Genomic DNA, 25,619 nt, shown 5'->3' on the forward strand with positions numbered 1-25,619 from the left:
TGTTCGAGCACCTGCATCTCAGTGCCGAACTCCAAATTCCAATACTGTTCAAATTCATTTACGCGAAAGCATTATCAAGTCGTTTGCTTGAGAAAGCTTGCCCCGGGTATGCCCTCAACAACGCATTGCACCGCCCTGAACTGGAGCTCCGTCAAATCCGCTCCGGCAACCGCAACCGTCCCGTCGTGTACGTCGATGTTCAGCCTGACCGGATCAAATCCGAGGTCATTGCGGATACGCGCCGAGGCTGCAAGCCTGATACCTTCGTTTCCACGCGCAATGTGTTCGATACCGGAAAAGGAGGTCGCCTTTAAAAGGTCGCGGCGGCTGACGATCCCGATAACCGCGCGGTCGGACGTTACCGGAATACGCTTGATGTTGCGGCTCAGCATGGTTTCGGCCACCGTCGCCAACGGAGTGGAAGCGGCGACCGTCACGACCTCCGCTGTCATGACGTCACCAACGCGCCAGCTATTGGATCGGATGTAGTTTTTGAGATCTTGCTCATCGGTCATCGGATGGTTCTGCCGCCCGAGCAAAGACTTGCCGATTTCTTTGCGCGACATCAGGTCGCCTTCGGTGATGATCCCGACAAGGTTTCCCTCGCTGTCGGTTACCGGCAGACCGCTGACGCCGCGCTCCAGCATCACGGAAACAGCGTGGCGCACATGAGCATCCACACTGATCGTTGCGACGTCGCGGGTCATGATGTCAGACGTAATCATGTGCATCCCCTTTCGAAACGCGGCCTTGATCTGATCAGGCGGCTTTGCCTGCCATGTCGAGCACGACGCGGCCCTCCACACGGCCAGCCTTGAGCTCCTCAAAAATCCGGTTGATCTCTTCAAGCGGCGCTGGGGTGACATGCGCCTTGACTTTGCCTTCAGCAAAAAAGGCGATGGCCTCATCGAGATCCCGGCGCGTGCCGACGATGGAGCCCCGCACGGTTATGCGTTTCAACACGACATCGAAAATGGGCGTCGGGAACTCGCCAGGTGGCAATCCAACAAGGGCAACAGTGCCCTTTCGTCGAACCAGATGAAGCGCCTGCGTGAATGCCGGCGGTGAGACGGCGGTGACCAAAACGCCGTGTGCCCCGCCACCTGTTGCCTGGAGTGCGTCCCTAATCACATCGGGATGCCGTGCATCGAGAGCCAGATCGGCCCCGGCCTGCTTGGCAAGCGCAAGCTTTTCAGGCGCGATATCCAGTGCAATCACCTTCAATCCCATAGCCTTGGCATATTGAACGGCGACCTGGCCCAAGCCACCGATGCCCGAGATCGCCACCCACTGGCCGGGTCGGACTTCGGTTTCCTTGAGCCCCTTGTAGGTCGTCACGCCCGCGCACAGTATGGGCGCCACGGCTGCGAAGTCGACATTGCCGGGCAGTCTTGCGGCGAATGCAGCGTTGGCGATCGCATATTCCGCGAAACCTCCATCACAGCTGTAACCCGTGTTGTGCTGATGTTCGCAAAGCGTTTCCCAACCCGTCTCGCAGTGTTCGCATCGCATGCATGCGTCGTGCAGCCATGCGATGCCGACCGCATCGCCGATCGTAAAGTCCGTCACGCCCGGGCCGATAGCCGCCACGGTACCGGCAACCTCGTGGCCGGGAATGAAGGGCGGGGATGGTTTGACCGGCCAGTCGCCGGAGGCGGCGTGCAGATCGGTATGGCACACGCCACAGGCCATCACTTTGACCAGCAGTTCCCCAGGTCCGGGCACGGGTACCCGAACGCTTTCAATCGTCAGCGGCGCACCGAATTCATGAACGACCGCAGCCCTCATGTGTTCTTGCATGGCTAGGTTTCTCCTGTTGCGGATTTAATGGTATGCCTTTCAATTAAAGCGGCTCGGATTACGTCTCACGGTCATCGTGGCCCAACCTTTGCCTATCGCAGGAAGCTTCGGAAGCGGCGCAGGGCAAGGACGAAAAGCGCCGCGCTAATCAGCACCAGCGCCAGCAACTGCGGCCAGACAACGTCGAAGCCCGCTCCGCGAAACAGAATGGACTGAGCCAGGATCACGAAGTGAGTGTTAGGCGCCGCCAGCATAATATCCTGGATGATCAGCGGCATGCTTTCGCGCGGCGTGACGCCGCCCGACAGGACCTGAAGTGGAAGCAGGACTAGCATCAGCAGCAGGCCGAACTGCGGCATGGAACCGGCGACCGTCGCCAGGAAGATCCCCATGCATGTGGTGGCGATGAGTTGCAGCGCCGCGCCTGCGAGAAAAAGACCGACAGAACCCTGGATCGGCACCTGGAGAACGCCCTGCACCACGAACACGATCGACACGGCCGAAGCGACAAGGACGACGAGCCCCATCGACCAGATCTTGCTCAGCATGATCTCCGTCGGCGTCACCGGCATCACAAGCAGGTGCTCGATCGTACCATGTTCGCGTTCGCGTATCAGGGCCGCACCGGTCAGCACGATCGAGAGCATGGTGATCGACGAGATCACATTAGTGATGGCGCCGAACCAGCCCTTGTTGAGCTCCTGGTTGAAGCGGGAACGCAGAGTGAGATCGACGGGAACGTCGCTTCCTCCCCTGTAGCGGTTGAGATATTCGCTGACTTCGCTGGAGATGATGGACTGGATATAGCCGCCGCCGCTGAATGCCTGCGACATGCGTGTAGCATCGACATTGAGCTGGATCGTGGGCGCTCTGCCGGCGAGCAGATCGCGCTGGAAATTAGGCGGGATGTCGAGGGCGAAGGTATCGATGCCCGCATCCATGCGGCTGTCCATGTCGTGCTGCGATATGATCTTCGGGATGGAAAAATACGGCGGGTAGAAGGCGGTCAGGATGCGGGACGAGACGGGTGACTGGTCCTCATCGACGATGGCGATGGCAGCCTTGTTGAGCGTCTCGGGCATGGAGGTCGATGCCGTATAGACTGACAGGGTGAAGGCATAAAGGATCAGGACGACGAGCATCGGGTCTCGGGCGAGACCGCGGAGCTCCTTGACGCCGAGTTGGGCGATATTGGCCAAGCGCATGGATCACCCCGCCTGTTTCTTGAGGAGCGCCGCGCCACTGGCAAGAAGAACCGGGACAGCGATCAGCAGCGGAATGAAAGACGCCGCAAGATCCTTGAACTCCAGCGCCTTGGAGAACGTGCCCCGCGCGATCGTCACGAAATAGGTCGTCGGATAGATCTGGCCGATATAGGCGCCTGCTCCCTGAAGGGACGACACCGGATCGATCATGCCGGAATATTGGACGGCCGGAATGAGCGTGATCAGCGCGGTTGCGAAAATCGCGGCGATCTGGCTGCTCATGAAGGTGGAGATCAGCAGTCCGAGCCCGGTCGCCGCCGTGACGTACAGAAGAGCCGCACCCGTCAGCGTCAGGAAGCTGCCGGTCAGCGGTACATCGAAGATGAAGACTGCGAATGCCGTCAACATGAAGAAGTTGAGCATGGCGAGCGCGATATAAGGCAACTGCTTGCCGAGCAGGAACTCGATGCGGGTGACGGGCGTCACGTAGAAGTTGATGATCGACCCCAGCTCCTTTTCGCGCACCACGCTCAAAACCGCGAGCATGGCCGGGATCATCATCAAAAGCAGCGGAATGACGGCCGGCACCATGGCTTTGAGGCTCTCGACACTCGGATTGTAGCGGTAGCGAAGGGCGATCTGGAAGTTGCCGGTCGTTGCCGCGTCTCCGTAGAGTTCACGCGCCTTCTGGGTCAGCCATGTCTGATGCATGCCCTGCACATAGCCCCGCACCGTTTCGGCTCGTGAAGGCATCGCGCCGTCGATCCAGGCGCCGATCTCGACCTTGCTGCCGCGCGCGACATCGCGCCCGAAGCCTGGCGGTATCTCCAAGGCGAGGCTGAGTTCGCCGTTGCGCATGCGCCGGTCGAGGTCATTGTAGTCGATGATCGGCGCCTTCTCCGTGAAATAGCGCGATCCGGCGATCTGAAGCGTGTAGTCGCGGCTGATCGTCGTGTCGTCCCGGTCGAGAACGGCAAACGCCAGGTTTTCGACATCCATGTTGATGCCAAATCCGACGACGAACATGAGGATGACACTGCCAAGGATGGCGAGCGTCCCGCGGATCGGATCGCGGCGCAGTTCCAGCGCCTCACGCCGGGTATAGGCAAACATGCGGCGCAGGTTGAAGGTGGAGTTGGCGGATGAAGCCGCTTGGGGGGCGATGACTTCATCCGCCTCTTCACGCTGCGCGATTGGGGCGGGCGCAGCTGAAGCCTCACCGATGGCCTCTTCCAGGTAGGAAATGAAGGCCTCTTCCAATGTCCCGGCGGACCGCTTTTCGACAATGGCGCGCGGCGTATCGCTGACGAGAACCTTGCCGGCATGCATGAGCGAGATACGGTCGCAAAGCTCGGCTTCGTTCATGAAATGGGTCGAAACGAAGATGGTGACGCCGTCCTTGCGCGACAGGTCGGAGAGGATCTGCCAGAACCCGTCCCGCGCCACCGGATCGACTCCCGATGTCGGTTCGTCGAGGATCAGGATGTCGGGGGCGTGGATCATCGCCACGGCAAGGGACAGTCTCTGCCGGATTCCGAGTGGCAGCGCATCGGGCAGGGCATCCATGATCTCGTTGAGATCGAAGCGTTCGGCCATCTCGGCGATGCGCGCCGGGATTTCGTCGGGTGGCAGGTTGAACAGCCGCGCATGCAGATCGAGGTTCTGGCGAACCGTGAGTTCGCTGTAGAGCGAAAAGGCCTGGCTCATATAGCCGACCTTGCGCCTCACCTCGATATCATTGGGGTCGACCTCGTGGCCGAACAGCTTCGCGGTGCCTTCGCTTGCCGGCAGAAGGCCGGTCAGCATCTTCATCGTGGTGGTCTTGCCGCAGCCATTGGAGCCGAGGAACCCGAAGATTTCACCGCGCGGGATCTGGAAGCTGACATTGTCGACCGCGGTAAAATCCCCAAAACGCATGGTCAGGTGTTCGGCTTCGATGGCGAAGTCGGCCTGGTTCTCCTCGGATCGGGGCGGTATGACGACCTCGTGGTGGCCGCGACGTCGCTCTTCCGGAAGGAGCGCGACGAAAGCGGCATCGAGGTTGGCGGCACCCGTTCGCGCGAGCAACTCGTCGGGCGTGCCGGTCGCAAGGATCTTGCCGTCATCCATGGCCACCAGCCAGTCGAAGCGCTGTGCCTCCTCCATATAGGCGGTCGCAACGATCACGCTCATCGACGGGCGGTCGCGGCGGATATCGTCGATCAGCTCCCAGAACTGCCGGCGCGACAGCGGATCCACGCCGGTGGTGGGTTCGTCGAGAATCAGAAGATCGGGGTCATGGATCAGCGCGCAGCAGAGCCCGACCTTCTGTTTCATGCCGCCGGAGAGTTTGCCGGCCGGTCTGTCAGGGAAGGGCGCCAGCCCGGTGCGCTCGAGCAGGTCGCCGATGCGCTGCTCGCGCTCGCGCTTGTCCTGCCCGAACAGCCGCGCGAAGAATTCGATATTCTCGAAGACGGAAAGCGTCGGGTAGAGGTTCTTGCCGAGACCCTGCGGCATGTAGGCGATCTGTGGGCAGGTCCGGTCACGATGCTTCTTGCTGGCGATGTCGCCGCCCAGAACCTCGACATGGCCGTCCTGGATCTTGTGAGCGCCGGCGATCAGGCTGAGCAGACTGGATTTTCCGACACCGTCGGGACCGATCAATCCGACCATGATCCCGGCAGGAATGTCGAGACTGACGGCGTCGAGCGCCCGCGTCTTGCCATAGGACAGACTGACAGCCTTGACCGTCACAACAGGGGGAGAGAGCGTCTTTGCATCGTGCTCTCCTGGCGAAAGGCTGCTCATTTGACCAGAGCCTCGGTGAGGTGAGCGGGCCATTCGGCATCCTGTGCGATGCGGACATAGGCCATGCCAGGAAGCCCTGTCTTGACATACTGGATATGCTCGCGCAGCAGGTCGGGGGATATCTTGGCCCTGATGCGGAACATCAGCTTCTGGCGCTCCTCCTCGGTCTCGACCGTCTTCGGCGTGAACTGTGCGACGTCCGCCACGAAGCTTGCCGTAGCGGGGATGACGTACTGGGGAGCGGCGTCGAGAACCAGACGAACTTCGGATCCGATCTGAATGCGGCCCGCCTGCTCGGTCGGCAGGAAGAAGGTCATGTAAACGTCGCTCAGATCGACGATGTTGAGGACGCGGCCTCCTGACGACAGCACTTCACCGGGCTGCGCGACGCGATATTGCACACGGCCTTCTCGCGGCGACCTCAGCGTGCTGTCGTTGATATCCGCGACGATGCTTTCAATCGCTGCCTGGGCCGCCACGACGGAGGCCTCCGCATCGATGATCTGGGCCTTGGCCGCGCCGATGGCAGCCTCTGAGGCGGACAGCGACGCCTTTGCCGCCGCAACGGCTGCGCGTGCTCTTTGCGCTGCCGCGCGGTCGTCATCAAGCGTCTGCTGCGAGGTCGTATTGGTTCTGATCAACTGTTCGGTGCGGGCGAGTTTCCGCTCTGCGGCGTCCTGTTCAGCTTCGCGCTGGCCGATCACCGCAGCGGCAGCTTCCCGCTCCGCCTCGCGCTGGGACAGAAGGCTTTTTGCGGTATCGACGCTGATCACCGCGCGCTGCAGCGAGGCCTCGGCCTGCTTTTTCTGCGCCTCGAGCTGCTGGGTATCCATGACGGCGAGCACCTGGCCTGCGCTGACGAACGCGCCTTCGTCGACCAGAATCTCCTTGATGCGTCCGGGGGTCTTCGTGGAAATGTCGATTTCGGTCGCCTCGATGCGGCCGTTCCCGCCAGCGATCCCTGCCGGCAGCCCCGAGCCGTCATAAATGCGCAGGGCGTAATAGGCGCCGCCAACGACAGCGATGACAACGATCGCGATGATCCAGTTTCTCAGCGATTTCACGAGCGAACTTCCCCTTGCGCGTCGGTTGCAGGTCCAAGCCGCCAAGGGCCGCGGTGAGAGTTTGATGTCATCGTGCAAAATGTTGTCATGGGAAGGAGCCTGTCTTGGTCGCGAAGACCATGAACCGGGCATGCGCGAGACGACGCTGCTGCCCGGCCGGATTGAAGATGGAGGAAGGATCTGACGCGATGGTCGAGATGCTTGTGACGTCCGGCAACGATGACGTGTCGCTGCCATCCATCTGCTTGACGGCTCTGCCAATCGCTTTGCTTTGGCGCTGGCTCGATAGTTGAAGCAAATCCTGCTTGAGGCGGCTCTTTAGACGTGTTCTTCATATGCAACCCGAGTATTTGCGTGAAGAACTGCTGCTTGCCCCAGTATCGTCACCGCATGTCCGAAAATTCGGAGCATATCATCAGTTGATGACCTTGATGTCAATGGGCCGGCCGACCTTGTCGTTAACCGATGATCGAGCGCATGATCCCGACCTGTCCATTCTGGGTCAAGTAGGGGGCTGCGATTCGGCAAGTCGGCGAGCATGTCATCACCCCACAAAGGCCGAGATGATCAGGGCGTTGACGATATCGATAAAAAACCCGCATACCAGCGGCACGACGATGAAGGCGCGATGGGCTGCGCCATATTGCTGTGTCACCGCCGTCATATTGGCGATCGCGGTCGCGGTGGACCCGAGTGCGATCCCTCCGAAGCCGGCCGACATGACCACGGCTTCATAATCGCTTCCCATCAGCCGGAAGACGATGGCCATCGTGAACATGACGGCGAGGGCTATCTGAACGGCCATAGTGCAGGCAACAAATACGAACACGCCGTCAAGCTGCCACAGTTGCAGGCCCATCAGCGCCATTGTCAGGAACAGGCCGAGCGCCAGGTCCGAAACGAGCGCAAGCCCGTCCTCGACGCCTGGCCATAGTCGCAGCACTCTGGAGCTCACGGCGATCGGCAGGAGATTGCGGATCAGGATGCCTGCGAGCAGGCAGCTCACGAAAGCTGGAAGATTGAGCCCGGTAAGCGCCAGCACGCGGCTGATGCCGAGGCCGAGGATGAGCGCCAGATTCAGCGCGAGGATCGCCCAGAGAACACAGAAATAATCGAGCCTGGATTGCCGTCCGTCATTGGAGGAGCCTATATCGAGGTCCGCTTCGTGGGTGGCGATGATGCGGTGACGCTTTATCAGGAACGCGGCGACCGGACCGCCGATCATGCAGGCTGCAATCAGGCCGATTGTGTTGCCCGCGACGCCCAATTCCATCGCGTTGGCGATACCAAGCCGTTCGACGAAAATCGGCGCCCAGGCCAAAGTGGTGCCAATGCCGCCCGTGAGCGAGATCGATCCCACCATCAGGCCGGCCCGGGGTTCAAGGCCGAAAAGAGAGGCCATGCTCATGCCGGCAACGTTCTGAATCAGCATGAAGACGATCGCGAGCGAAAGCAGGATGGCTAGAGGGCGGCCGCCGGTCATCAATGTCTTGATATCCGCCTTCAGTCCGATGCCGGCGAAGAACAGCAGCAGCAGGACGTCACGCATTCCAAGATCGAAGATGATTTTTCGTTCAAATGCCGCATAGACGAGGGCGACGACGATAGTGCACACGAGCCCTCCGATAACGGGCTCCGGTATCGAATACTTCTGCAGGACCGGCGTGTTCAAAATCACGATCTTACCCGCCAGCAGAAGTACAACCGCTATAGTAAATGTGTAAAAGGCATCAACTTGCATCTTGACCTGACATTGCGCGAAATATGATAGACGGCGGCCAGACGCGTGAAGCGCTGCCCATGAGGTAGCTATTGTAAGTTTGGCGCCTCAACTGAATGAATACTCTTCCGGACGCCTGGATGGAGCGGAACAAAGCGTTCTTCCCAGCGTTCGGGAACAGCCAGTCATCAATGGTTGACCTGGTATCTTTATGCCGATAAACCTTCTTACCGTCAATCTGGAGAGATCATGCCCAACCGAATGATCCGGCCCGTCCCGGAAGACACCACCCGTGAGCGCATCCTGAAAGCCGCGATACTTCGCTTCTCCACCCACTCCTATGAGGAAACCGGGCTGCGGGACATTGCCGCCGATGTCGGCGTCGACATGGCCTATGTTCATCGTTCCTTCGGTTCAAAGGAGAAGCTGTTCCGGGCAGCTGTCAAGGCGATGATTCAGCCGGAGGTCTGGCTGGTCGGTGAGCCGAGCGAGTTGCATATGACGCTGGCGCAAGACATCCTCGCCGAGAAGGGCGCCAACGAAATCCGGCCTTTTGACATTCTCGCTCGATCCTTTTCCAGCCCCGAGGCCTCGCGGGTTTTTCGCGAGCTCATCGACGACGGGTTCGTCAAGCCGTTCGCTTCCAAATGCCCGCTCATGTCCGAGCAGCGCGCGTCCATGGTCGCCGCGTTCCTGGCCGGGGTCAGCATCCTTCGTCACGTCATCGGTACGCCAGCCCTGCAGAGTGGCGGAAATGATCGTGAACTGACGGCTCTGGTCTCCCAGGTCGTCGAGTTCATCATGAACGAAGACAAGGGATGTCAAACCATGACGACCGCCGTGCCGATCAGTCGAGAGCCGCAATGAATGATTTGAGCCGGCGAGACATCAAGGCGGCGGAGGCCCCTCACGGCACTTTCGACACGGAAACCTACCGCGCCATCGATCGGATGCGCGAGGCGCTGAGCGCGCGGATGACCGGCGGGCTTTCCCCGGCGGCGCTCGCGCTGACCTTGTTCGACTGGTCGATCCATCTGGCCTCGGCGCCTGGAAAGCGTCTGGAACTCGCCGACAAGGCCGTGCGGAAAAGCGCTAGGCTGTCGGGCTATCTCTGCGCCGCCAGTGTCCATGACGACACTCCATCCTGCATCGAGCCCTTGCCGGGCGACTACCGCTTCACCGGGGAGGCGTGGAAGGAACAGCCCTATGCGGCCTATGCCCAGGCGCTCCTGCTCGCCCAGCAGTGGTGGCATAATGCGACGCGGGAGGTGCCGGGCGTCGCTCCCCACCACGAGGACGTGGTCTCCTTCGCCGCGCGGGAAGTGCTCGACATGTTCTCGCCGTCCAACAACCCTTTCACCAATCCCGAGGTCATCAACAAAACCCTCGCCACGGGAGGGGTCAACTTCCTCGCGGGGTTTCAGAACTGGTTCGAAGACGTGAGCAGGCTTGCCGGCGGCCGCCCGCCCGCGGGCGCGGAAGAGTTCGTGCCGGGCCGGAATGTCGCCGTCACTCCCGGCAAGGTCATCTACCGAAACCATCTGATCGAACTGATCCAATACAGCCCCGCGACCGACACCGTGGTGGCGGAACCGGTGCTGATCGTGCCGGCCTGGATCATGAAATACTACATCCTCGACCTCTCTCCGGAGAACTCCCTGGTACGCTATCTGGTCGGGCAGGGACACACGGTCTTTGCCGTTTCCTGGCGAAACCCTGGGGCAGAGGATCGCGATCTCACGCTGGACGATTATCGCCGAATGGGCATCATGGCCGCGCTCGATGCGATCGCGGCGATCGTTCCCGACAGCAAGATCCACGCGACGGGCTATTGCCTGGGTGGCACGCTTCTCGCGATCGCGGCGGCTGCGATGGCGCGCGCCGGCGACGACAGGCTGGCCACGCTCACCCTTTTCGCGGCCCAGACGGATTTTTCCGAACCCGGCGAACTGGCGCTCTTCATCGACCCGAGCCAGATGCATTTCCTCGAAAGCATGATGTGGGATCGCGGATATCTGTCGGCTGACCAGATGGCGGGGGCCTTTCAGATCCTGAAGAGCAACGACCTCGTCTGGTCGCGACTGGTCCACGACTATCTCATGGGCGAACGCACACCGATGAACGACCTTATGGCGTGGAATGCCGACTCCACGCGCATGCCCTACCGGATGCATGCCGAATATCTTCAACGCCTCTACCTCGACAACGAGCTTGCAGCCGGCCGCTTCATGGTCGATGGCCGCCCGGCGGCGCTGCAGAACATCCGTGTGCCGATGTTCGTCGTGGGAACGGAACGCGATCATGTCGCACCATGGAGATCGGTCTACAAGATCCACCAGCTAGCCGATACCGATGTTACCTTCGTTCTGACCAGCGGCGGGCACAACGCAGGCATCGTCAGCGAGCCAGGCCATCGCGGCCGCCGCTATCGCATCGCGACCAGGCTGGCAATCGACATCTGCCTTGGCCCCGACGAATGGGCAGCAGAGACTGAGACCCGGGACGGTTCCTGGTGGGAGGCCTGGCTGCCGTGGCTTGCCGCACACTCAGGCAAGGATCGTGTTGCCCCGCCTTCACTCGGCGTCGCCGACAAGGGCTTTCCTGCCATCGCCGAGGCGCCCGGCGCCTACGTATTCCAGAAGTGAGAGGGTGATGACCGACAGCTTGCTGACAAATCATACCTTCGCCGATTTACAGGTCGGCGATACCGCAAGCCTCACACGGGTCGCAGGGGATTACGACATCGATCTGCTGGCGGCGATGGCTGGCGGCAACAGGCCGGCTCCGGGTGACGCGGCAGCGAAGGCAACGACCCTCTTCAACGATATTGTTGCCAACGGGCTTTGGACAGGAGCGCTGGTTTCGCGCGTGATCGGCACAAGGCTTCCGGGCCCTGGGACGATCTATCTGGGACAGGATTTCCGCTTCGTGAAGCCGGTCGTCGACGGCGACACGATCACGGCCACCGTGCGGGTGGTGCAGAAATACCCGGATAATCGCACGGTTGCACTGGAGACGATCTGCTCCAATCAAAAAGCCGAAGATGTCCTGACCGGCACGGCCATGGTGATTGCGCCCGGCAAGTCGATCGAATGGACCGAGGCGGCGTCCTCCGTCGCATTGCCGAATACGAAACGTGCAAGCCGCTATGAAGGCTTTGTCGCGGAAGCCCGCGGGCTGCCCCCGGTTCGAGCGGCAATCGTTCACCCATGCTCTGCCGGAGCAATCCTGGCTGCGGTCGAGGTCCGCCAAAAGGGCCTGTTCGAGCCGCTGCTGGTCGGGCCGGAAGCGAAGATTCGCGCCGCCGCCGAAGCCGCAGGGATTGATCTCGGCGACATGGCGATCGAGGATGTTCCCCATAGTCATGCCGCAGCCGCGCGCGCGGTCGAACTTGCGGTCGGCGGTGCGGTATCGGTTCTGGTCAAGGGAAGCCTGCATACCGACGAGCTTCTCGGCGCCGTCATCGCCACCGGGTCCGGTCTCAGGACGGAGCGGCGCATCAGCCACGTCTTCGCGTTCGACGTCCCAGCCTACGACAAGCCGCTGATCGTCACCGATGCCGCGATCAACATCCAGCCGACACTCGACCAGAAACGCGACATCTGCCAGAACGCGATCGACCTTCTTCGGGCTCTCGGCGTCGATGAGCCCCGCGTGGCGGTGCTCGCAGCGGTCGAAACCGTCAACGCGAAGATGCCGTCCACTCTCGACGCCGCCGCGCTGACGGTCATGGCGGCGCGCGGTCAGATCACGGGCGGGCGTGTCGATGGCCCGCTTGCCTTCGACAATGCCATCGACTTGGATGCGGCGAAGACGAAGGGCATCGTCTCCACGGTCGCGGGTGAGGCCGACATCCTGCTCGTGCCGGACCTCGAGGCTGGCAACATGCTGGCCAAGCAACTGATCTATTTCGCAGGGGCGACCGCGGCCGGCATCGTGCTTGGTGCCCGTGTGCCGATCGTGCTGACCAGCCGCTCCGATCCCCTTTCGGCGCGTATCGCTTCGGCAACGCTCGCAAGACTGCTCGTGGCCCGCAACCAGATACCCGGCACGGGAGCCACGATATGAGCGAGCAACTCCTTGTCACCTTCAATGCCGGCTCCTCCACGGTCAAGATAGGCCTGTTCGCCGTAGAAGACGGGGGGCTCACGCGCATCGGCAAGGGAATGATCGATTTCCGCAAGGCGCCATTGCGCTTCGAGCTTTCCGAAGGGCCGGATCGCTTCGATGTCGAACTGGAAGCCAAAGCAGAAGAAGAGCTGGACGAGGTTTTGCGTGAAGCCTTCGACCGGCTGTCATGGCATTACGATCTGTCGGGTATCGTCGCTATCGGCCACCGCGTCGTGCACGGCGGCGACCTGTTTGACGGGCCGGTGCTGATCGACGATCAGGCGATGGCGCAGATGGAAGCGCTCATACCGCTCGCGCCGCTCCATCAGCCGCAGGCGCTGCGCCTTGTCCGGGCGATCGCACGCCTTCGCCCGGAAATCAGGCAGACCACCTCCTTCGACACGGCTTTCCATCGCACGCAAGCCGAGACGGTACGCCGCTTCGCACTGCCGAGGCAGCTCTACCAAGAGGGCATCAAACGCTACGGCTTCCACGGCCTTTCTTATCGATCGATCGCCAACCAGCTTCTCAAGAACTGGCCAGAGCAGGCGCCGGGCAAGGTCGTCGTCGCCCATCTCGGCTCCGGCGCAAGCCTTTGCGCGATGCACAACTGCGTCAGCCGCGACACCACCATGGGTTTTTCGACGCTGGACGGCGTGCCGATGGCGACGCGCTGCGGGGCGCTCGATGCCGGCGTGGTCATTCACCTGGCGAAGACCGGTCGCGATCTCGGCGAAATCGAGGATCTCCTCTATCACCGTTCCGGTCTGCTGGGCGTTTCCGGCATCAGCGCCGACAGCCGCGTGCTCCTGGAAAGCGATGAAAACCAAGCCAAGGAAGCAATCGAGCTATTCACCTTCAGGATCGCCGGCGAGATCGCCCGGCTTGGCACGACCCTCGGCGGTCTTGACACGTTGGTGTTCACGGCCGGCATCGGCGAGCACCAGCCGGCAATCAGGGCCGATATCTGCACGCGGCTGATGTGGCTCGGCATCGACCTCGACCCTGAAGCAAACGCGGGAAGCCGCCCGGTCATCAGCAGTCCAGCCAGTCGTCTCACCGTCCTTGTGATCCCGACCGATGAGGAGCAGGTAATCGCCACTGAGGCCTTAAGAATTTCGGGAGGCTGAGTGATGGCTGCGATCGTTGACTGTTCGGAAAACGCGGCCTCGTCGTCGGCATCGCCAACGACTCCTCCATCGCTGCCGGCTGTGCGGCCGCGTTCAGGGCCGCTGGCGCCGATCTGGCGGTCACCTACCTCAACGACAAGGCTGTCCCGTTCGTGCGCCCGGTCGCCGATGCACTGGGCGCTTTGCTGTTCCTGCCCGGCGTTCGCATTGAGGGCCAGATCAAGGCCGTCTTTGACACCATGGCGCCCAAGCCCTTCTACCGTGCCTATCGCGGTCAGGGCAGCCTCGGGTATCGAGCGTTTCGACGAGCTCATCGACACGGTGCGCGAGAGCACACCATCGCGGCGCCTGGTGAATATCGCAGAGGTCGGGCGTATCGCCGCATCCTGGGAGCAAGGCGGCAACGCCTCTGTCGGGGCCGATGATCTACGCCGATAACGGTTTCCACATCACGGCCTAGCCAGAAGGCTGGCTGCGGGCAAACTACATCGAGGTCGTCGCTCGCTCGGCGGCAGAACAAACTCTGTCGTACCGAGAGGCGCGATGGTTCCAACGCCTCTCACAAATCGGTTCAGTCAATGCGAGAATTCGGTCTTCGCCTTACGCTACTTCTTCTAACCAGCCTGCTTGCAGGCTGTGCCGGCCGCCCCGGACCGGAACTGCTTGCCCAAACCGCCGAAACCGTTCCGGGTGCGAAGCTCACGACCATCTACGTGGCGACCACGCGAAAGCGCGACGAGAACGGTGTCTACAGGTCGGACCGGACCCGCGAGGTCAGCTACATCCGCTACAGGGTCTCCATCCCACCGGGCCACAAGGCCGGCAATGTGGAATGGCCGAAATCGAACCCGAACCCGGACACGGATTTCGTGACAGTCGAGCAACGGCATCTCGACGCACCGACATTCGAGGCAGAGGTAACGCGCAAGCGCAACGGCAAACCGCCGAGCCTCGGCGTGTTCGTGCATGGCTACAACACCAATTTCACCGAGGCCGTCTATCGTATGGCCCAGATGACAGCGGACGCCGGTGTCGATGCAACTCCGATCCTGTTTGCCTGGCCGTCCGAAGGTGCCCTGAGCGGCTACGTCGCCGACAAGGACGCTGTCACCTTCTCGCGCGACCAGTTGGTGGATCTTCTCGGCATGCTCGCACGCAAGGAGACGCAGGGTCTCATCACGCTTGTCGGTCACAGCATGGGTGGATGGCTGACGACGGAAGCCGTGCGTCAGCTACGGCTTACCGGTAAGGACGCAGTCATCCGGCGACTGCATGTGGTGCTGGCGGCGCCCGATATCGACGTTGATGTGTTTGGTGCGCAGCTGGCAGTGATCGGGCCGCTCCATCCGCCCATGACTATCCTTGTCTCAAAGGATGACAGGGCGCTCAAGGTCTCGGAATTCCTATCCACGGAACGCCAGCGCCTGGGCAGGATCGATGTGACGGATCCGAAGGTTATAGAGGCAACGCGTCAGGCGAACGTACAGGTGATCGACATATCGGATATCGAGGCTTCCGACAGCTTCAGACACAATCGGTTCGTTGGCCTTGCTGCGCTCTATCCGAAACTCTCGGGCCGGGATGGAACCGGCGACCCCCGAAATATCAGGCAAGCCGGAGCGTTTGTGTTCAATTCGGCCGGAGCGGTCCTTTCCAGCCCGTTTGTCCTCGCAGGCAAGATCGTCGGCGGAAACTGACACAGCGCGGCGCAGCTTTCTTCACGTCATTATCGAAGGAGAATACGTATGATGACCCTCTATACCGCAGGCCTCGACGCCACCGAGTGGCAACTATTGCGGTCGCGATGGCGGTGGCTGCTGGGCGCAGGTATCTTGCTCGCGCTGGTAGCGCTTGTTGCCCTCTTTAACCTCTTGCTGGCCACGATCGTTTCCGTCCTCTTTGTCGGTACGACGATGCTGTTGGCGGGTGCGGCGCATATCGTCTTTGCGTTTCAGATGAAACGCTGGGGGCAAATTGTCGTGCTGCTCCTGGTTGGTGCGCTTTATGTGGTGGCCGCACTGATGACATTCTGGAACCCGGTCCTGGCATCCACTTTCCTTACACTGCTGATGGCTCTCAGCATGCTCGTCGCAGGCATTGTCAGAACTGTCGCCGGTCTGGCGATCCGCCCTGTTTCGGGTTGGCCGTGGCTCGTGGCCGCCGGCGTCGCCACAGTGCTCGTTTCACTGATCGTCCTTGCGGGCTGGCCGGTCAACAGTCTGTGGATCATCGGCGCGCTGCTGGCGATCGACCTTATGTTGACCGGCAGCGCACTGAGCGCATTTGCGCTGGCCTTGCGACGATTGCAAGCATCAAACGCAATCGTTGCCAACAGAAGCGGAGCATAAAGCACAATGAGACAAACAAAACCATTCATTGTGGAGGTGCGAAGAAAGCGTGGCGGCAAAAAGCCTGACACGGGCTCACTATGGTGCGCGCCGGACCCGACAGCCGAAGCCAACCGGGGCAAGGGGGAACATGAGGGGGCGTTAAAAGAGCCCATACCTGAAGGCGACACCAGCGCGCGATGAAGAGCCATATCGGCAACAGCTGGACCACGATCCCGCATTTCGTGCAGATCATCAGCGTCGACATGAGCAAGGTGCTGCAGCTCAAGGGCCAGCTTGGCTCCGCCGGGCTGAACGACATTCTGCTGAAGGTCGTGGGCGATACGGCCGTCCGGCATCCGCTGGTCAACGGCCGGCTGGAGGGCGAGCGTGTCCGCATCAATCGTCGCGCCAATGTAAGCGTAGCGGTCGCCACCCCCAAGGGGCTTGCTACATTCCTCGAAACGCAATTTGGTCCGGGAGCGATGGACCTTCAGCGGATCGGCGGCGGACAGTCCAATCCGACTTACTTCGTCGATTTCGGTGGGCGACGCATGGTTCTGCGCAAGCAGCCGGCGGGTGAAATCCTGCGCGGAGCCCACGCGATCGACCGTGAATATCGCGTGATGCAGGCTTTTGGCGCAACGGAGGTGCCGGTTCCGAAGATGATCCTCTTCCACGAGGAAACCGATGTCGTCGGAACGCCTTTCTTTCTCATGGAACGAGTGGACGGGCGCGTTTTTTCGGATTGCATCCTGCCGGGACTGTCGCCCGTCGAGCGGCGCGCGATGTATCGCTCGATGGCCGAGACGATGGCGAAAATGCACAGCTACCGTCCCTCGGAGATAGGCCTTGGCGATTACGGCCGTCCGGGCGACTACTTCGCGCGGCAGGTCCACCGCTGGACCACCCAATTGAAGGGGTCGAGTTTTTCAGACGACCCGATTCTGGGTAGGCTCGCCGAACGGATCGCTGCGGTGCTGCCGCCGAATGATGGACTGGTGTCCATCGCCCATGGTGACTTCCGGCTGGGCAACATGATGTTTCATCCCAGCGAGCCGCGTGTGGCGGCGGTCCTTGACTGGGAGCTTTCAACGACGGGCCATCCGCTGGCTGATCTCGCGTTCGCAGCAATGCCCTGGTTCACGTCGCCGGACGAATACGGCGGGATTCTCGGTCATGGAGGCGAAGGCATCCCGAGGGTCGGCGAGTTTTTCCAGCTCTACCGCACGATCCTTCCCGATGTTCCGCAGCCGCAACCCTTCCACGTCGCATTCGCGCTCTTCCGGTTTGCCGTGATCTTTGTCGGCGTTGTCGACCGCGCCAGCGCGGGGAACGCTGCTGATCCCGAAGCAGCGAAGTACGCCCCGTTGGCGAGGCGCTTTGCTGTGCGCGCAAACGAGGTTCTCGACTGTTCACCGGCTGCGTTTTTGCAATAGGCGGAAAACTGTACATGTTACGAGGCTCGCTCGTCCACATTCATTTTGTGAGGAGGTCATCATGAACAATATCAAGGATAAACTCGGTCTGGCAAAGGCACGTCTCGGCGCCTTCGCGAAATCCACGCCGCTGCTGATACAGGGGTTTGGCGCGATCAGCAAGCAGGCGACCCAGCCTGGCAGCTTTTCACCGGCGCAGAAGGAACTGGTCGCCGTGGCGATCGCCGTCAGCAAGGGATGCGAAGACTGCATTCTTTATCATGTCGAAGCTGCAAAGCAGCACGGAGCAGAGGAGGCTCAACTGGTTGAGATGCTTGAAGTCACCGTCGAGATGGGTGGGGGGCCAGCAATCATGTATTCCGCAAAAGCCCTCGAAATCTTCCGCGAGCTCTAACGCACTTTGCTGACGGAGTTCGACGCCATCTGTCGGCGCGTTACATACCGATCGTTCTCAAGGTAGGTCTGGCTGCTCCGAATGGCTCTCGTGTTCTTTGGTCTGGCGTCTGGTGCGATCCTCTCCTGCATCATGTGCAAGGCGATGAACCGCTTTTCGTCTCGGTCATCCTCGGCGGCTTCGGCAACACGGTCGGGCCGCAGATGGAGATCACCGGCGAGCAGGTGGCGATCGACGCGGAGGGCGTCGTTTGGCCGACCAGCCAGCGTTCGATGTCGGCGCAGGCGTCCATCTCAGGGTGAAACTGGAGGCCGAGGACGTTCCGGCCGAGCGCGAAGCCCTGCGTCGCGCAAAGCGCCGTCGTCGCGAGATTCTCGGCGTCTTAGGGGGTTTGGAAGGCGTCGCCGTGCCAGTGCAGCACGGAGACGCCTTCCAGATGCCTGAGCGGCCCAACCCGCCCGGCATCGGTCAAGGTCAGCTCCGAAAAGCCGATTTTCCTTGATCCCCGATGGCGCGACCGTGGCCCCCAGCGTCGCTGCGATCTGCTGCGCGCCAAGGCAAATGCTCAGGGTCGGGTGATCTACCTTCAACCGTGCTTCCAGAATCTGCCGTTCTTCGGCCAGGAACAGATAGGCGTCCGTCTCATACACCCCCACCGGGCCGCCGAGCACGACGAGCAGATCGGCAAGCGGCGGATCGAGCGTCCAAAGGTCATGCACGCCGAGATCGTAATAGTGAATCCTGTAATCAGCGGCCGTAAGCACGGCCTCGAAAGTCCCGAGATCCTCGAAATGAACGTGCCGGAGGTCGCCGGCTTGCCGAGGGGCCCCTAGTCGAAATCGAAGCTATCATTGTCCGCTGAACTTGCAAGTGTTGGCGCGCAGGATGTCCAGCGCGCCAACACTTGCCACTAAAGATAAAATAGCCGCTCATAACCGGAAGAAGTCTGTCGATATACGCTAGCGTGCATGGAGACAGCAGAAGCCATTCTGCCCGTTTCCGCGCGAGCGGCCCTGTAGCCGGAATCGTCTTCCTGATACTGGCGCTGGCCTGGGCCTAGCCCTCGTCCGCAAGGTCTTCATTGCACAGGAGATCGAATGCGGTCGCCTCGTTCGCCGATCCCCGAGCACGGCTGGCCTGTCGGATGGGATACTATGTCGTCGCTGCGCTCAAAGCGGCGCGGCAATCTGAAGTTAGCGCCTTCTACGATTGGCTCATCGGAAAGGCCAGTCGGAGTTCGGAGGCCACATAGCGATGCGACACGACACAGCCATTGCTACGAATGAGATCACGCGTGGTCGCAACGCCACGTCGTCTCTACTTGCCGATGAAAGACGATTCCGTGTTGACCATGTGTTGACCAACCCGAAAAGGGAAAGGCCACCTTTCGGCGGTCTTTGCTTAGTCCCCTGAATTATTTAGGAAATTTGGAGCGGTGAGGCGATTCGAACGCCCGACCCCAACCTTGGCAAGGATCGGCATCTAGGCCGCTGTTCGGAAAAGCAAGTTAAGATGGGTGCATGCTACCACAACCATCTTTGCCGGCGTCGATTGCAAGTTATGATCGACGCCGGTCCCCGCAACCATCTTTACTTGCTCGGGCAGCAAGTGAAGATTAGATCCTGCCCCCGCAACCAAAAATAAAAACCCGTCGCACAAGCGGCGGGTTTTTTTGCGTTTAAAGGGGCAGAATAGCCGGATAGTCGCTCGCATTCGCTGCAACCAAAAAGGAGCAGGGGGCCGCAAAGCCCCACACAAAACCTGGTTGAACCGACAGGCACCGAAACTCACTTCTGTAAGTCCAGCCACTCATCCATGCCGATACGGCTTATATGTTCGACGCGATGGTCATTCATGAACTGGTTGAACTGCTTCTCTTCCGTGTGGTGATGTTTAAAGCCACATTTCGCCTGGGCTTTGAAGGATTGCTCGTTTTCGGCGAAATAACCACACCACAGAGCCGCCATTTTCAGGTCTTCGAAGGCATGGCGCATCAGTTCCTTCACAGCTTCCGGAATAAGGCCCTTTCCCCAGAAGGGGACACCGATCCAGTAGGCAACCTCTGCTTCATTGGCGGCAATATCGAAATTACTGTCCTTGCCGATCAGCAATCCCACCATGCCGATGGCGACATTGTCCTCTTTCAGGGTGACGGCATAGACTTCCGGATGCGAAAACACCGTCCGGATAATTTCCAGACTTTCTTCTTCACTCTGGTGAACTGGCCAGCCGGCAATCGGTCCCACCCGATCATCGCTGGCATATTTATACAGGCTGGCTGCATCGCTATCTTGCCATGGCCGCATGATAAGGCGTTCGGTTTCAAGCATGGTTCTTCTCATTTCCATGGAGGGTTGCTGTCCCCGGCTTTTAACGAAGACAGGGAAAAGTTGACAATGGAAGGAACCGGGTGAAACAGGTAATAATGAAAACAAACGGTCTTTTTCTGAAGCGATTGCGCTGCAATGATGGACAAAATGAAAACAGGTTGCTCCTTGCGCCCCGCGGAAGGCGTTGAATTCGGGATCGGGGAAGGTCGGCTCGAAGAAGACGACAACCAGCTATTGTCATTGAGTTATGTTGTGCTGCTCATTTGCCAGAATGGCTCGGCCGAATTCGATGTAAATTTCCGCAGCTACCAGATGCAAAAAGACGATTTTCTGGTTCTCTATGACGATAGCATCGCTTCTGTGAGCAATAGATCATCTCATTTTTCCTGCTCTTATTATCTGATAGAGCGCTCCATAGCCTCGGATATTGCTTATGGATTGCCAAACGAGTTGTTTCTGTTTCTAAGCCGGCATCCGTTTTTCAAGGCCGATGAGCGTACCATTCGTTTTCTCTCGGTATGGGAGAAGATGACCGCTTTCATTTACGAAGAGTCGCTGCAATATCAGAGAACCATTCTGGTCAATCAGTTTCAGAATCTGTTCCTGTGGCTTTCGCATAAGGCCGCCGGTTTCGATATTACCGAGAAAAATGATTACAGCAGGCAGGAAGCGCTCTGCTGGAAATTCTGGGAGTTGATATTCCTGCATTGCAGACATCAGCGTGAAGTCTCCTTTTATGCGGGTCTCCTGAATGTGACACCTTATTATCTCTCGCGACTTACCAAGAGATTCTTCAATGATGCCCCGAAAACGCTGATCGACCGGCAGGTAATACTGGAAATCAAGAAGCAGTTGATGCAGCCAAAAAGGTCAATGCAGCAAATTGCACATGATCTTGAATTTTCAGATGCTTCTTACTTAAGTAAATATTTCAAACGTCATACGGGGTTGGGTCCTACAGAGTACAGAAAAAAGATTTCTTGAGGCCGGAGCGCATCTCGAAAACTGTGAACGGTTTGCGGAAAGAACCGCGCCCTAATGGCACAGATTTCTTGTCCCTGCCGGTAGCGATGATGGAGCGAGCGCCAGCTCCGATCCACCGTTGAAGCCTATTCGCGCCCTTTTGAATGCTCGCCAAGAAGGTCTTCGATATCATTGAAGATCGACTGCCATTCTTTCTGTGTCAGCTCGAACAGGTTGAAGCTTCTCAGCCAGAATGCGCCCTCATTGGCAATGAATGCCAAGCGTGCCCGCCGTCCTTCCGGCGTCGAAACATCAAGGCCGTCCCATTGCTTGCGATACCAGGCGCGGGTTTCCTCGAGATAATGGGAGTTGGGAATCAGGCTCGCCATCATCGCCGCAAACCGCGAATCGTCGTCTGCGTCGCTTTCGCGTGTCACCGCGATATGGGCCGCTATGTGTGAGATCGCGTCATTCTTATGCGGCTTGCGTGCCGCCACCTGATCGTCGAACCGGTCGCCCAGCCGTTCGATCATGGCTTTCATCAGCCCGTCTTTGTTGCCGAAGCAATATTGCACGCCGCCCTTGGTTACACCGGCGGCCTGCGCCACCGCATCCATGGTCAGCGCAAGGATGCCGCCTTCCTCAACCAGCTTCTCGGCCATGTCGAGCACATGATCGCGGTCGATCGAGCGCGGGCGACCCGTTTTTTGCAATTTCTTACTTTCCATACGGACGGATTTATATTACGTCGGCACCTCTGACAAGTTTGAATACGACCGTATTGAAAAGGTATGAACCGATGTTGCCGCAAAATCGCTGGCTTGTTCTCGCAATTGTTTCCAGCGCCTTGTTCCTGATCGTCGTGGATATGACGGTGCTTTACACAGCCCTGCCGCGTCTTACCCATGATCTGGCGGCCAGCGCTTCGGAAAAGCTCTGGATCATGAACATCTACCCTCTGGTGGTGGCAGGTCTGCTGCCGGGCCTCGGCACGCTCGGAGACAAGCTCGGCCACAAGCGCATGTTCATGAACGGCCTTGCGGTGTTTGGCCTTGCCTCGCTCTGTGCGGCCTATTCGCCAAATCCGGAAATTCTGATTGCGGCGCGCGCATTCCTTGCCTGCGGTGCGGCCATGATGATGCCTGCCACACTTTCGATCATCCGCCTCACGTTCACCGATGAGAAAGAACGCTCGCTTGCCATCGGCATATGGGCGGCAATCGCTTCGGGTGGCGCTGCCATCGGTCCGGTCGCGGGCGGCATTCTGCTGGAATATTTCTGGTGGGGTTCGGTCTTTCTGATCAATGTGCCGGTTGTTCTGGTTGCGCTCGGGCTTTCGGCCTTCCACCTTGAAAACCGTCCGCTCGGCTCACAGCGCAAATGGGACCTGGTCGGGTCGATCCAGATCATGGTGGGTCTGATCGCGCTCACCTATGCCGTCAAGGAACTTGCAAAGCGCGATGCTTCCATGTCCATTTTTGCGGCAGCGCTCGTCATCGGCCTTGCTGCCACGACCATCTTCGTCCGCAGACAGTTTGCAAGCGCTGAACCACTGATCGATTTCTCGCTGTTCAGGACGAGACTGTTCTCGTTGGGCGTGTTTGCTGCTCTGGTTGCGTCGGGTTCGATGACCGGCATGGAACTGGTTTTCAGCCAGCGCATGCAGCTGATCGAAGGCATGACACCGCTCCAGGCGGGCCTGACCATTCTGCCTATTCCGCTGGCAGCTTTCGTTGCGGGGCCACTTGCGGGCGCAATGTTGCCGCGCTTCGGTGCGGGCAAGGTGCTCTGGATATCGCTCGGCGTTACGGCGCTCGGGGTGATGATCTACATCCTCACCTATCGGATCTCGGCGCACTTCTATCTGGCGGGGCTTGCCGTCCTTGGCTTTGGCGTCGGCTGCGCGATGACCGGCGCATCATCCTCGATCATGGGGAGCGCGCCTGCCGAGAAAGCGGGGATGGCGGCTTCGGTGGAGGAAGTCTCGTTCGAGCTTGGCAATGCTCTGGGCGTCACGATCTTCGGCAGTATCCTGTCGGCTTTCTATACGGCGAGCCTTGTTCTGCCAGCCGGTTCAGGCATTCCTCCAGTTGTCCGCGACAGCCTTGATGAGGCGCTGCTTGCAGCGCAATCAATGGCCGCCGCTGACGCCAGCGCGCTGACCACGCTTGCTTCGCAAGCGTTCGAGAATGCCTATGTCGCTGTCGTGGTGGCAACGGCATTGCTGCTGTTCGCTGCAACCGTTGCTACCTATCTGGTCCAGCGTCGCGCCAGACAGAAAAGCCTTGGCTGATTGGAAGCATTCATCAGCCAAGGCGCGGAGAGCCGCCTCTTCACGCAATCACATTTCTGCACTATTCATGCGTGCAACGGTGGTTGGGAGGCGGCCCTTCATGAACACAGCAAGCGATGCGCGTTTCTGGGATCGGACATCGCGGAAATATGCCATGGGCAAGATCGCGGACCAGATCGGCTATGAGCGCACGCTGGACCGGACCCGGGCTTTGTTTGGTGCAAGCGACAAGGTGCTGGAACTGGGCTGCGGAACAGGAACGACAGCGCTTAAGCTTGCCGGTGCTGTTCAGCATTATCTAGCTACAGATTTTTCTGCCGGAATGATCGCGAAAGCCAACGAAAAGCTTGCCGCTTCCCCGGTCCCGGCTCTCGTCTTCCGAAGGGCGACCGCGCAGGCGCTTGCCTCAGAGGCGGCACGGTTCAACGTGGTTCTTGGTTTCAACTATCTCCATCTGGTTCGCGACCTGTCGGGCACGCTGCGCTCAATCCACACTTTGCTTGAGCCGGGAGGCTTGTTCATTTCCAAGACGCCTTGCGTGGGCGACATGAACCCGCTTATCCGGCTTGCATTGCCCGCGATGCGCCTGATCGGCAAGGCGCCCTATGCGGGCGTCTTCCGGGCGACAGAACTGAGCCAGCAAATATCTGCGGCGGGCTTCGATATCCTTGCCGTTGAACATCACGCCGCGAGGGGCACCGATAATCGCCCCTATATCGTGGCGCGCAAGAGGTGACATGAGCGGACGAAGCTGCTGGAAGCCAGCCACGCCCGGCATTCCATGTACAGCATTTGCCGAGCCCATATCCCTCGTTCCCGGCTTATGGCTGCGTTTCAGCAGAAAGTTCCACGGCATGTGACTGAAGCGAAATCAGCCATGTGACCGCGAGAAATGCGGCCATAGCCCAGGGAAGATAGCCTGCGCCTAGACCGCCGAGAACAAGGCCGCCGATCAGTCCCCCTGCGGCAATGGCGAGATTCCAGAAGGTGACGAGCATTGCTTGCGCCACGTCCGCCGCGCTGCCGGCAGCTTTGGCGAGCGCTGTCTGAAGCAGCGTTGGAACGCCGCCAAAAATCAGTCCCCACAGGCCGGCGGTGGCAAGGACGATCAGCGGCGAGGTGTTCCAGACCCCGAAGGCGAGGGCGCAGGCGGCAACGACGATGATGCTGCCCTGCATCATCGGCCACAGCTTGCGGTCGATGAACGTGCCGACGACCCAGAGACCGGCAATTCCCGCAATGCCGAAAATGAAGAGCACCATGTCGGCGCGGGCCGACAGGCCGGAAAGGCTCAGGAACGGCGACACATAGGTGTAAAGGATATTATGTGCGATCACGAATGCCAGCGTCATGCCGAGTATCTTCAGCACGCCCGGTATGCGCAGTGTATCCGGCACGGAAAACCGCTGTTCCTGCTTCTGTCCGGGAAGGTCCGGCACGATGAAGTGGATCACGATGGCGAGGGCAAGCGCGAGAAGGCTCATCAATCCGAAAGCGAGCCGCCATCCGGCCAGCGCACCGATAAATGTGCCTGCCGGAACGCCGAAGGAAAAGGCCAGCGGCGCGCTTATGCCGATAATGGCAATCGCACGTCCGGCAAGATGCGATGGCGCAAGCCGCGCTGCATAGCCAACGAGCAACGCCCACACCAGGCCTGCGGATATTCCGGCGCAGAACCGGGCGATAAGCATCAGCGCGAAGCTGTTGGAAAGGGCGGTTACGGCATTCACCACCGCGAAGCCGACGATTGCCATGAGCAGAAGCGGGCGGCGGCGCAGTTTTTGCGTGAAAGTGATGAGCGGAATGGCGGTGAGAAACGAGCCTGCAGCGTAAACGGATATCATCTGCCCAGCGAGGCTGTCGGTTATGCCGAGGCTGGGGCTGATCTGTTGAAGAAGGCCAGCGGGCATGACTTCGGTCATGAGCGTGATGACGCCCGCCATGGCGAGGGCCAGCAGCGCCCCGACGGGCAGCCTTTCCGTGCTTTGTCGAGGGGTGGAGGTGGATGACATGGAGCAAAATCCTATTGGTAAATCGGGTTGGGGAAATTGCTCAAT

Annotated in this window: 22 protein-coding genes and 1 pseudogene; 13 read left to right on the plus strand and 10 right to left on the minus strand. The window is 59.9% G+C overall.

Annotated elements, in window-relative coordinates; translation table 11 throughout:
- Positions 1-74: 74 nt before the first annotated feature.
- The 6 genes from ABWW28_RS19085 to gltS all read right to left on the minus strand — a co-directional run bounded on the left by ABWW28_RS19085 (position 75) and on the right by gltS (position 8,597).
- Positions 75-725, minus strand: coding sequence for a CBS domain-containing protein (locus tag ABWW28_RS19085; protein WP_162708344.1), 651 nt, complete (start codon positions 723-725; stop codon positions 75-77).
- 34 nt (positions 726-759) lie between these two features.
- On the minus strand, positions 760-1,800 hold the full coding sequence (adhP, locus tag ABWW28_RS19090) for an alcohol dehydrogenase AdhP (protein WP_353391772.1): 1,041 nt from the start codon (positions 1,798-1,800) through the stop codon (positions 760-762).
- A gap of 92 nt (positions 1,801-1,892) precedes the next feature.
- Positions 1,893-3,005 (minus strand): ABC transporter permease, encoded by a 1,113-nt coding sequence (locus tag ABWW28_RS19095; protein WP_035226464.1) that lies wholly within the window; start codon positions 3,003-3,005, stop codon positions 1,893-1,895.
- Between the two features lie 3 nt (positions 3,006-3,008).
- A complete protein-coding gene (rbbA, locus tag ABWW28_RS19100) occupies positions 3,009-5,792 on the minus strand; it encodes a ribosome-associated ATPase/putative transporter RbbA (protein WP_035226462.1) in 2,784 nt (927 codons plus the stop codon).
- Positions 5,789-6,856, minus strand: a complete 1,068-nt coding sequence (locus ABWW28_RS19105) for an HlyD family secretion protein (RefSeq protein WP_112830869.1) — start codon at positions 6,854-6,856, stop codon at positions 5,789-5,791. The genes rbbA and ABWW28_RS19105 overlap by 4 nt, the downstream gene beginning before the upstream one ends.
- 544 nt (positions 6,857-7,400) lie before the next feature.
- Positions 7,401-8,597, minus strand: a complete 1,197-nt coding sequence (gene gltS, locus ABWW28_RS19110; protein ID WP_112830868.1) for a sodium/glutamate symporter — start codon at positions 8,595-8,597, stop codon at positions 7,401-7,403.
- A gap of 174 nt (positions 8,598-8,771) precedes the next feature.
- Between gltS and ABWW28_RS19115 the strand changes: the two genes are divergently transcribed.
- The 10 genes and pseudogenes from ABWW28_RS19115 to ABWW28_RS19160 form a co-directional block, all read left to right on the plus strand.
- Entirely contained in the window at positions 8,772-9,443 is a 672-nt protein-coding gene (locus ABWW28_RS19115) for a TetR/AcrR family transcriptional regulator (RefSeq protein ID WP_353391775.1), read from the plus strand.
- Positions 9,440-11,221, plus strand: a complete 1,782-nt coding sequence (locus tag ABWW28_RS19120; protein ID WP_112830866.1) for a PHA/PHB synthase family protein — start codon at positions 9,440-9,442, stop codon at positions 11,219-11,221. The genes ABWW28_RS19115 and ABWW28_RS19120 overlap by 4 nt, the downstream gene beginning before the upstream one ends.
- 7 nt (positions 11,222-11,228) lie before the next feature.
- The gene (locus ABWW28_RS19125; RefSeq protein ID WP_112830865.1) at positions 11,229-12,644 is read left to right on the plus strand and encodes a bifunctional enoyl-CoA hydratase/phosphate acetyltransferase; all 1,416 of its coding nucleotides are present in this window, start codon (positions 11,229-11,231) and stop codon (positions 12,642-12,644) included.
- A complete protein-coding gene (locus tag ABWW28_RS19130; protein WP_112830864.1) occupies positions 12,641-13,816 on the plus strand; it encodes an acetate/propionate family kinase in 1,176 nt (391 codons plus the stop codon). Before ABWW28_RS19125 ends, ABWW28_RS19130 begins: the two co-directional genes overlap by 4 nt.
- A gap of 68 nt (positions 13,817-13,884) precedes the next feature.
- A complete protein-coding gene (locus ABWW28_RS19135; protein ID WP_425598299.1) occupies positions 13,885-14,241 on the plus strand; it encodes a hypothetical protein in 357 nt (118 codons plus the stop codon).
- Between the two features lie 153 nt (positions 14,242-14,394).
- Positions 14,395-15,513 carry an alpha/beta hydrolase gene (locus tag ABWW28_RS19140; protein ID WP_112830863.1) on the plus strand — a complete coding sequence of 373 codons (1,119 nt, stop codon included), beginning with the start codon at positions 14,395-14,397 and terminating at the stop codon, positions 15,511-15,513.
- 48 nt (positions 15,514-15,561) lie between these two features.
- Entirely contained in the window at positions 15,562-16,164 is a 603-nt protein-coding gene (locus tag ABWW28_RS19145; RefSeq protein WP_151683238.1) for an HdeD family acid-resistance protein, read from the plus strand.
- 179 nt (positions 16,165-16,343) lie between these two features.
- Entirely contained in the window at positions 16,344-17,582 is a 1,239-nt protein-coding gene (locus ABWW28_RS19150) for a phosphotransferase (RefSeq protein WP_353391779.1), read from the plus strand.
- 61 nt (positions 17,583-17,643) lie between these two features.
- Positions 17,644-17,976, plus strand: a complete 333-nt coding sequence (locus ABWW28_RS19155; RefSeq protein ID WP_151683242.1) for a carboxymuconolactone decarboxylase family protein — start codon at positions 17,644-17,646, stop codon at positions 17,974-17,976.
- A gap of 105 nt (positions 17,977-18,081) precedes the next feature.
- A pseudogene (locus ABWW28_RS19160) lies at positions 18,082-18,224 on the plus strand (NAD(P)(+) transhydrogenase (Re/Si-specific) subunit beta); the annotation flags it as partial.
- 45 nt (positions 18,225-18,269) lie between these two features.
- Here the strand turns inward: ABWW28_RS19160 and ABWW28_RS19165 are convergent.
- Positions 18,270-18,740 (minus strand): glutamine amidotransferase-related protein, encoded by a 471-nt coding sequence (locus ABWW28_RS19165; protein ID WP_247880745.1) that lies wholly within the window; start codon positions 18,738-18,740, stop codon positions 18,270-18,272.
- A gap of 1,023 nt (positions 18,741-19,763) precedes the next feature.
- The gene (locus ABWW28_RS19170; RefSeq protein WP_121994924.1) at positions 19,764-20,306 is read right to left on the minus strand and encodes a GNAT family N-acetyltransferase; all 543 of its coding nucleotides are present in this window, start codon (positions 20,304-20,306) and stop codon (positions 19,764-19,766) included.
- 135 nt (positions 20,307-20,441) lie between these two features.
- Here ABWW28_RS19170 and ABWW28_RS19175 point away from each other — a divergent pair, with 135 nt between their 5' ends.
- The gene (locus ABWW28_RS19175) at positions 20,442-21,290 is read left to right on the plus strand and encodes a helix-turn-helix domain-containing protein (protein WP_176588549.1); all 849 of its coding nucleotides are present in this window, start codon (positions 20,442-20,444) and stop codon (positions 21,288-21,290) included.
- Positions 21,291-21,415: 125 nt separating this feature from the next.
- Here the strand turns inward: ABWW28_RS19175 and ABWW28_RS19180 are convergent, their stop codons facing one another.
- A complete protein-coding gene (locus tag ABWW28_RS19180) occupies positions 21,416-21,982 on the minus strand; it encodes a TetR/AcrR family transcriptional regulator (RefSeq protein WP_247886275.1) in 567 nt (188 codons plus the stop codon).
- Positions 21,983-22,068: 86 nt separating this feature from the next.
- Here ABWW28_RS19180 and ABWW28_RS19185 point away from each other — a divergent pair, with 86 nt between their 5' ends.
- Both ABWW28_RS19185 and ABWW28_RS19190 read left to right on the plus strand, forming a co-directional pair.
- The gene (locus ABWW28_RS19185) at positions 22,069-23,562 is read left to right on the plus strand and encodes an MFS transporter (protein WP_113341970.1); all 1,494 of its coding nucleotides are present in this window, start codon (positions 22,069-22,071) and stop codon (positions 23,560-23,562) included.
- Between the two features lie 100 nt (positions 23,563-23,662).
- The gene (locus ABWW28_RS19190; RefSeq protein WP_176588551.1) at positions 23,663-24,298 is read left to right on the plus strand and encodes a class I SAM-dependent methyltransferase; all 636 of its coding nucleotides are present in this window, start codon (positions 23,663-23,665) and stop codon (positions 24,296-24,298) included.
- An 85-nt stretch (positions 24,299-24,383) separates the two neighbouring features.
- Here ABWW28_RS19190 and ABWW28_RS19195 read toward each other — a convergent pair whose 3' ends face one another.
- Complete coding sequence (locus ABWW28_RS19195) at positions 24,384-25,574, minus strand: MFS transporter (RefSeq protein ID WP_247886276.1); 1,191 nt, start codon at positions 25,572-25,574, stop codon at positions 24,384-24,386.
- Positions 25,575-25,619: the final 45 nt, after the last annotated feature.

It is taken from the genome of Brucella sp. NBRC 14130 (genome assembly GCF_040371715.1).
GTDB lineage: Bacteria > Pseudomonadota > Alphaproteobacteria > Rhizobiales > Rhizobiaceae > Brucella > Brucella intermedia.